General features: G+C 69.8%; 4 protein-coding genes. All 4 read right to left on the reverse strand.

What is annotated here, in order from left to right; translation table 11 throughout:
• Positions 1-20: 20 nt before the first annotated feature.
• A complete protein-coding gene (locus D7V97_RS13510; RefSeq protein WP_120611036.1) occupies positions 21-3,488 on the reverse strand; it encodes a methylmalonyl-CoA mutase family protein in 3,468 nt (1,155 codons plus the stop codon).
• A gap of 75 nt (positions 3,489-3,563) precedes the next feature.
• Positions 3,564-4,547: a methylmalonyl Co-A mutase-associated GTPase MeaB gene (gene meaB, locus D7V97_RS13515; protein WP_120611037.1), complete on the reverse strand. Its 984-nt coding sequence runs from the start codon at positions 4,545-4,547 to the stop codon at positions 3,564-3,566.
• Positions 4,544-6,733: a methylmalonyl-CoA mutase gene (scpA, locus tag D7V97_RS13520; protein WP_120611038.1), complete on the reverse strand. Its 2,190-nt coding sequence runs from the start codon at positions 6,731-6,733 to the stop codon at positions 4,544-4,546. Before scpA ends, meaB begins: the two co-directional genes overlap by 4 nt.
• Positions 6,733-8,616: a methylmalonyl-CoA mutase family protein gene (locus D7V97_RS13525; protein WP_120611039.1), complete on the reverse strand. Its 1,884-nt coding sequence runs from the start codon at positions 8,614-8,616 to the stop codon at positions 6,733-6,735. The genes scpA and D7V97_RS13525 overlap by 1 nt, the downstream gene beginning before the upstream one ends.
• Positions 8,617-8,757 lie beyond the last annotated feature (141 nt).

Here is an 8,757-nt window from a genome sequence, read left to right on the forward strand (position 1 = left end):
CCGCGCTGTAGCGCGGCGTTCTACATGTTGCGCCGGTACTGCCCGCCCACCTCGTACAGCGCGCGGGACAGCTGGCCCAGCGTGCACACCTTGCAGGCGTCCATCAGCGCGGCGAACACGTTGCCGTTGTCCAGCGCCGCGCGGCGCACCGCCTCCAGCGCCTGCGGAGCCGTCTTCGCGTTGCGCTTCCAGAAGGCGTCCCGCGCCGTGATGGCGTAGTCCTTCTCCTCCTTCGTGGCGCGAATCACTTCCGGCGGCGTCACGGTGGGAGAGCCCTTCGGGTCCAGGAAGGTGTTCACGCCGATGATGGGCAGCGTCCCGTCGTGCTTCTGCATCTCGTAGTAGAGCGACTCGTCTTGAATCTTGGAGCGCTGGTACATCCGCTCCATCGCGCCCAGCACGCCGCCGCGCTCGGAGATGGCGCGGAACTCCGCCAGCACCGCGCCCTCCACCAGGTCCGTCAGCTCCTCGATGATGAACGAGCCCTGGTTGGGGTTCTCGTTCTTCGACAGGCCGAACTCCTTGTTGATGACCAGCTGGATGGCCAGCGCGCGCCGCACGCTCTCCTCCGTGGGCGTGGTGATGGCCTCGTCATACGCATTCGTGTGCAACGAATTGCAGTTGTCGTTGAGCGCCAGCAGGGCCTGGAGCGTGGTGCGGATGTCGTTGAAGGCAATCTCCTGCGCGTGCAGGGACCGGCCCGACGTCTGGATGTGATACTTCAACTTCTGCGACCGGTCATTGCCGCCGTACTTGTCCCGGATGGCCTTGGCCCAGATGCGGCGGGCCACGCGCCCCAGCACCGCGTACTCGGGGTCCATGCCGTTGGAGAAGAAGAACGACAGGTTGGGCGCGAAGTCGTCGATGTGCATCCCGCGCGACAGGTAGTACTCGACGAAGGTGAAGCCGTTCGCCAGCGTGAAGGCCAGCTGGGAGATGGGGTTCGCCCCGGCCTCCGCGATGTGGTACCCGGAGATCGACACCGAGTAGAAGTTCCGCACCTTCTGGTCGATGAAGTACTGCTGGATGTCGCCCATCACCCGCAGCGCGAACTCGGTGGAGAAGATGCAGGTGTTCTGCGCCTGGTCCTCCTTGAGGATGTCCGCCTGCACCGTGCCGCGCACCGCCTGCAACGTGGACGCGCGGATCTTCGCGTAGACATCCGCGGGCAGCACCTCGTCACCGGACACGCCCAGCAGCAGCAATCCCAGCCCATCATTGCCCTGGGGCAACTCACCCTGGTAGCGCGGACGCGGCAGGCCGCGCTCGCGGTAGAGCGCGTCGATGCGCTTCTCGACCTCCTCCACCTTGCCCTGCGCGCGGATCCACTTCTCGCACTGCTGATCCACCGCCGCGTTGAGGAAGAAGCCCAGCAGCATGGGCGCGGGGCCGTTGATGGTCATCGACACGGACGTGGACGGATCCGCCAGGTCGAAGCCGGAGTAGAGCTTCTTCGCGTCGTCCACGCTGGCGATGGACACGCCCGAGTTGCCCACCTTGCCGTAGATGTCCGGCCGGTGATCCGGGTCCTCACCGTACAGCGTCACCGAGTCGAACGCCGTGGACAGGCGCTTCGCCGGCAGGCCGCGCGACACGTAGTGGAAGCGCTTGTTGGTGCGCTCCGGGCCGCCCTCGCCCGCGAACATGCGCGCCGGGTCCTCGCCCTCGCGCTTGAGCGGGAAGACGCCCGCGGTGAACGGGAAGGCGCCCGGCGCGTTCTCCCGCAGGAGCCACGTCAGGATGTCGCCCCAGTCCTCGTAGCGGGGGAGCGAAATCTTGGGGATGCGCAGGTGGGAGAGTGTCTCCGTGATGAGGTCCAGCTCGATGACCTTGTCGCGCACCTGGAACTGGTACTTGGACGCCGCGTAGCGCTTCTTCGTCGCGGGCCACTCCGCCAGCAGGCGCCGGCAGTCCGCGTGCAGGCGGCTCTCCAGGTCCTGGTACAGCGCCACCAGGTCACCCAGGTACGCGGGCTCGCCCTCCACGCGCTCGGTCACCTGCACCACGTCGGACGGGTCCTTCGGTTCGACGATCTCCAGCTTCTTCTTGCCCACGTTCTGGCGCAGGGCCTGGATGGTGCCGTGGAGCTGGTACATGCGCCGGGCGATGGCGGCCTGGGCGCGCACGAAGCCGTCGTAGGACTCGCAGGCTTCGACGATCTCCGCCAGGTAGCGCGTGCGCTCCGGGGGGATGATCCACTTCTTCTCGCTCATGCCGGGCGTGAGCGCGAAGTGGGACGGCAGCTGGGCGCCCGTCTTCTTCACCAGCGCATCGATGATGGCCCGGTAGAGCGTGTTCATGCCCGGGTCGTTGAACTGCGACGCGATGGTGCCGTACACGGGCACCGCGTCCTCGGCCAGGGTGAAGGCGTTGTGGTTGCGCCGCCACTGCTTACGCACGTCGCGCAGCGCGTCCAGCGAGCCGCGCTTGTCGAACTTGTTGATGGCGATGACGTCCGCGAAGTCGAGCATGTCGATCTTCTCGAGCTGCGTCGCCGCGCCGTACTCGGCGGTCATCACGTAGAGCGCCACGTCGGAGTGCTCGGTGATCTCCGTGTCCGACTGGCCGATGCCGGACGTCTCCACGACGATGAGGTCGAAGCCCGCCGCCTTGCAGACCTCAATCGAGTGGGCCACGTGCCGCGACAGCGCCAGGTTGCTCTGGCGGGTCGCCATCGAGCGCATGTAGACGCGCGGGTTGTCGATGGCGTTCATGCGGATGCGGTCGCCGAGGAGCGCGCCGCCGGACTTGCGCTTGGACGGATCCACGGACAGCACCGCGAGCGTCTTGTCCGGGAAGTCCGCGAGGAAGCGGCGCACCAGTTCATCCACGAGGCTGGACTTGCCGGCGCCGCCGGTGCCGGTGATGCCCAGCACGGGCACGCGCGGGGACTCCACCCGGGCCTCGGCGAGCGCGGTGCGCAGCGCTTCGCCTGCGTCCGCGAAGTTCTCCGCGATGGTGATGAGCGACGCGATGCGCGCGGGCTCGCGAGGGAGCGGCTGCTCCAGCAGCGGCTTGAAGTCCGCGGGGCGCTTCTCGAAGTCGCACTGGGAGATGAGGTCGTCAATCATCCCCTGCAGGCCCATGGCCCGCCCGTCGTCCGGCGAGTAGATGCGCGTGACGCCGTAGCGGTGGAGCTCCTCAATCTCCGTGGGGAGGATGGTGCCGCCGCCGCCGCCGAACACCTTGATGTTCGCGCCGCGCTCGCGCAGCAGGTCGATCATGTACTTGAAGTATTCGACGTGGCCGCCCTGGTAGGACGTGAGGGCGATGCCCTGGGCGTCCTCCTGGATGGCGCAGTCGACGATCTCCGCCACGGACCGGTTGTGGCCCAGGTGGATGATCTCCGCGCCGGACGCCTGCATCAGGCGGCGCATCACGTTGATGGCTGCGTCGTGTCCGTCGAACAGGCTGGCGGCCGTGACGATGCGGACGTGGAAGCGCGGCTTGTAGGGCTGGGGAGCGGTCGTCGGTTGGGGGTGTCGCACGCGCGTACACTAGGAGTGCGGTGCGGGCCCGGCAAGCGATTGAGACAGACGTTGCCCTTTGGACGACGCGGCCCGTCAAGCCAGGGATTGGGGAAGGAAGGCCCCCAGCACACGCAGTGCGGCCGACGTCGGGGTCGCGCGGCCTTCGCGTACGTCCCGCTCCAGCGCGGGGACGAGGGCGGCCACTTCGGGGTGCGCCCGCAGGGCCGCTCGCAGGCCGTCGTGCACCATGGCCCACATCCAGCCCACCTGCTGCTGGGTCCTCCGGCGCTCCAGCTCCCCGGAGGCGGCGCGCTTCGCGAGGTGCTTCTGCACGGAGGCCCACAGCAGGTCGATGCCGGTGCCCTCCATGGCGCTGCAGGTGGTGACCTCCGGCTCGGAGCCCGGGCGCATCAGGTGCAGCGCGGTGCGGTACTGGGTGCGGGCCTGCGCGGCGCGGAGCTGGTTGTCGCCGTCCGCCTTGTTGATGGCGACCATGTCCGCGACCTCCAGGATGCCGCGCTTGATGCCCTGCAGTTCGTCACCGGCGCCCGCGAGCATCAGCACCACGTAGAAGTCCACCAGCTCCGCCACCACCGTCTCCGACTGGCCCACGCCCACCGTCTCCACCAGCACCACGTCGAAGCCCGCGGCCTCGCACAGGAGCAGCGTCTCCCGCGTCTTGCGCGCGACGCCGCCCAGCGTGCCGCTGGAGGGGCTGGGCCGGATGTACGCGGACGTCTCGCGCGCCAGCCGCGCCATGCGCGTCTTGTCGCCCAGGATGCTGCCGCCGGACACGCTGCTGGACGGGTCGATGGCGAGCACCGCCACCCGGTGGCCGGCACCCACCAGGTGCATGCCCAGCGCGTCGATGAAGGTGCTCTTGCCCACGCCCGGCACGCCGCTGATGCCCACGCGCTGGCTCTTCCCGGTGTGGGGCAGGAGCTTCGTGAGGACCTCCTGCGCGAGCGCCGCGTGACGCGGGTGTTCGCTCTCCACCAGCGTGATGGCGCGCGCGAGCAGCGCCCGGTCTCCTGCCCGCACGCCTTCCACGTAGGTGTCCGCGGGCAGCGACTTCACGCCTCTTCCTCCAGCGCGGCGGCGAGCTTGTCGAGCAGCTCCACGGCCGCCTTCGCGATGACCGTGCCGGGGCCGAAGATGGCGGCGGCGCCCGCGGCCTTGAGCGCGTCGTAGTCCTGGGCGGGGATGACGCCGCCCACCACGACCATGATGTCCTCGCGGCCCAGCTTCTGGAGCGCCTGCTTCAGCTGCGGCACCAGCGTGAGGTGGCCAGCGGCCAGCGAACTCGCGCCCACCACGTGCACGTCGTTCTCCACCGCCTGGCGCGCGGACTCCTCCGGCGTCTGGAACAGCGGCCCGATGTCCACGTCGAAGCCCAGGTCCGCGAACGCGGTGGCGATGACCTTCTGGCCCCGGTCGTGGCCGTCCTGGCCCATCTTCGCGATGAGGATGCGCGGGCGGCGGCCGAAGCGCGCGAGGAACGCGTCCGCCTTGGCCCGCGCCTCGGCGATGCCCTGGTCGCTGCCGGCTTCCGCGGAGTACACCCCGGACACACTGCGCACGGTGGCCTCGTAGCGCCCGTAGACCTTCTCCAGCGCGTCGCTGATCTCCCCCACCGTGGCCTTGGCCCGCGCCGCGTCGATGGCGAGCGCGAGCAGGTTGCCTTCGTTGCGACGGCCCGCCTCGGTGAGCGCCTCCAGCTTGCGGCGCACCTCGTCCGCGTTGCGTTCGGCGCGCAGCTCGCGCAGGCGGGCGATCTGCGACTCGCGCACCGCGGAGTTGTCCACCTTGAGGATCTCGATGTTGTCCGCGCGCTCCGGGGGGTACTTGTTCACGCCGATGATGGCCTGACGTCCGGAGTCGATGCGGGCCTGGGTGCGCGCGGCGGCCTCTTCGATGCGCAGCTTGGGCAGCCCCGCTTCAATGGCTTTCGTCATGCCCCCCAGCGCCTCCACCTCCTGGATGTGGCCCCAGGCCTTCTGCGCGAGCTCATGGGTGAGGCGCTCCACGTAGTAGCTGCCGCCCCACGGGTCGATGACGCGCGTGGTGCCGCTCTCCAACTGGAGGTAGAGCTGGGTGTTGCGGGCGATGCGCGCGCTGAAGTCGGTGGGCAGCGCGATGGCCTCGTCCAGCGAGTTGGTGTGCAGGCTCTGGGTGTGGCCCTGCGTCGCGGCCATGGCCTCCACGCAGGTGCGCACGACGTTGTTGTAGACGTCCTGCGCGGTGAGGCTCCAGCCAGACGTCTGGCAATGCGTGCGCAGCGCCAGGCTCTTGTCGCTCTTGGGCTTGAAGCCCTTGATGAGGCGGGCCCAGAGGAGGCGGGCGGCGCGCATCTTCGCCACCTCCATGAAGAAGTTCATCCCGATGGCCCAGAAGAACGACAGACGCGGTGCGAACGCGTCCACGCCCAGTCCGGCGGCGAGGCCCGCGCGCACGTACTCCACGCCATCCGCGAGCGTGTAGCCCAGCTCCAGGTCCTGCGTCGCGCCGGCCTCCTGCATGTGGTAGCCGCTGATGCTGATGCTGTTGAAGCGCGGCATCCGCTCCGCCGTGAACTTGAAGATGTCCCCGATGATGCGCATCGAGGGACCGGGCGGATAGATGTACGTGTTGCGGACCATGAACTCCTTGAGGATGTCGTTCTGGATGGTCCCGCTGAGCTGTTCGGGCTTCACGCCCTGCTCCTCGGCCGCGACCACGTAGAGCGCGAGCACGGGGAGGACGGCGCCGTTCATCGTCATCGACACGCTCATCTGGTCGAGCGGGATGCGGTCGAACAGGATGCGCATGTCCTTGATGGAGTCGATGGCCACGCCCGCCATGCCCACGTCGCCCGCGACGCGCGGATGGTCGCTGTCGTAGCCCCGGTGCGTGGCGAGGTCGAACGCGATGGACAGGCCCTTCTGACCGGCCGCGAGGTTGCGCCGGTAGAAGGCGTTGGACGCCTCCGCGGTGGAGAAGCCCGCGTACTGGCGCACCGTCCACGGCTGCTGCACGTACATGGTGGAGTACGGGCCGCGCACGAACGGGGGCAGGCCGGGCAGCGAGCCCAGGTGCTCCACGCCCTCCAGGTCCTCGGCGGTGTAGAGCGGCTTGACGGGGATGCCCTCGGGCGTGTCCCAGCGCTCGGCGGTGCGCGTGGCCTCGGCGGCGCGGGCGCGCTGCGCTTCACGCGTGGGGGCGGGAGCCTGGGTCTCAGGAGCGTCGAAGGCGACGCGGGAGAAGTCCGGAACGGTGGGGCGCATCAGGCCACTCCCAGCTGCGTGTGCAGCGTCTTCAGGAGCTGGAACAGGTCCGCTCCCGCGTAGAGGAAGAGATCCACACCGGCCGCGCGGAAGGCGGCCTCGTGTTCACCAGGACGGCCCGCGACGGCGACCGTGCGCGCGCCCTTCGTCTTGAGCGCCGCGACGAGCGCGGGCACCTGTTCGGGGTAGAGCGCGTCCGGGCCGGAGAGGATGGCGAGCGACGTGCCCGCCTTCGCGAAGAGGTCCGCCGCGCTGTCCGCGTCCGCGAAGCCCCGGTGTTCGTCGGCTTCGATGCCGCCCACGGCCAGCACGTTGGCGATCCACGTCGAGCGCGCGGTGTGCTCCGCCACCGTGCCCAGGTTCGCCATGAAGGCGCGGGGCCGGGCGCCGTGCGCGGCGAGGTAGCGGTCGCTTGCGTCGCGCAGGGACTCGAACGCCTCGGCCATGCGGAAGGGGCGCGGCGGCGCGACGACACCCTCGCCCTTCGCGGGCGCGACGGCATGGGCCTCGCGCTGCACGGGGGCCTCGTTCAGGTGGGGGAACTCGCTGACACCCACGATGGGCAGCTTCCGGGTGCGCACGGCCTTCTCGCGCGCGGCGCGCGTCTCCTCGAGCACGCGGGCCACGTCGCCCTGCACGAGCGCCTTCGTGATGCCACCCAGCGCTTCAATGCGTTGCAGCTCCGCCCAGGCCGCGCGCGCGAGGTCGCCGGTGAGCTGCTCCAGGTAGTAGCTGCCGCCCGCGGGGTCGGCGACGCGGTTGAGGCTGGACTCGTCGCGCAGGATGAGCTGCGTGTTGCGCGCGAGGCGCCGGCCCTGTTCGTCGGGCGTGCCCAGGGGCTCGTCGTAGGGCGACGTGCTCACGCTGTCCGCGCCCGCCATCACGGCGGCGAAGGACTCCGCGGTGGCGCGCAGGATGTTCACCCATGGGTCACGCTGCGTCTTGGTGCCGCTGGCGGTGCGAGCGTGCAGCACCATGGCCTGCGACTCCGGCGGACCGCCGGAAGCGGCGACGACCTTGGACCAGAGCAGCCGCGCCGCGCGCAGCCGGGCGATCTCCGGGAAGAACTGGCCGCCCACGGACAGGGCGAACTGGATGGAGCGCGCCGTGTCGCCAGGGGTCACGCCCGCGCGCTCCAGCTCGCGCAGGTACTCCACGCCGGTGGCGATGGCCCACGCCAGCTCATGCACGGGCGTGGCGCCCGCATCCGCCCAGGGCCTCGACGACACGAGCAGCGCGCGCAGGCCGGGCGCCTCCTTGAGCAGCGACGTCACCAGGGGCGCGGCCTGCTGGAGCGTCCCGGCCACGTCCACCTTCGCTGCGCCCGTGCGCGCCAGGGCCGCGACGGGGTCGATGCCGAGGCTGCCGTGCAGCGCCTGCTTCGCGACGCCGGCCTTCTGGGCGAACGGGAGGAAGAGGGACGCGGGCGTGAGCAGGTCGGTGGTCGGCTCGAAGTGCACCGGCGTGCGGTCCAGTGGCACGTTCTTGAGCAGGCGCTCCAGCGTGGCCGCGTCCTTCACGTCGACGCCGTACGGCGCGTCCAACACCAGCCAGACGCCTTGCGAGCCGCGCTCCAGGTCGTTGTGGAGCGCTTCGGCCGTCCGCGCCACGTCGGGGCCGGCGTACTCCTGGCACACCACCCAGCCGCCTTCGGTGTGGCCCAGGGGATGGGTGCCTCGCACGTAGGGTGCGACGCCGGGAGGCTCGGAGGGGGCGGGAGCGTCCTGGGGCGTGTAGAGCGGCTGGAGGGACAGGCCGCCTTCCAGGGGCGACTGGAGCACCGTGAAGGGCTTGCCCTTCAGGTCCTTGTCCACCAGTCGACGCCATTCCTCGACGGGCGGGGGAGGGAACTCCGTGGCGATGTGAAGAGGCTCTGACGACATGCGGCGTCCTCGCGGGAAGAGGGGCACCGTCCGACGGACCGCGCCGTTCCCTTCCCATAGGCGCAATGCCTGCCTCTTATACACATCTCCGAGCCCACGAGACGAGTAGTAAAATCGTATGCCGTCTTCTGCGTGAAAAAA

Origin of the sequence: Corallococcus sp. CA053C (assembly GCF_003611675.1) — a bacterium.
Lineage (GTDB): Bacteria > Myxococcota > Myxococcia > Myxococcales > Myxococcaceae > Corallococcus.

What these genes read in the sequence shown, in the direction of transcription:
- scpA (WP_120611038.1), bottom strand. Translation starts at nt 6,733, where the DNA reads ATGCGCCCCACCGTTCCGGACTTCTCCCGCGTCGCCTTCGACGCTCCT.
- D7V97_RS13525 (WP_120611039.1), bottom strand. Translation starts at nt 8,616, where the DNA reads ATGTCGTCAGAGCCTCTTCACATCGCCACGGAGTTCCCTCCCCCGCCC.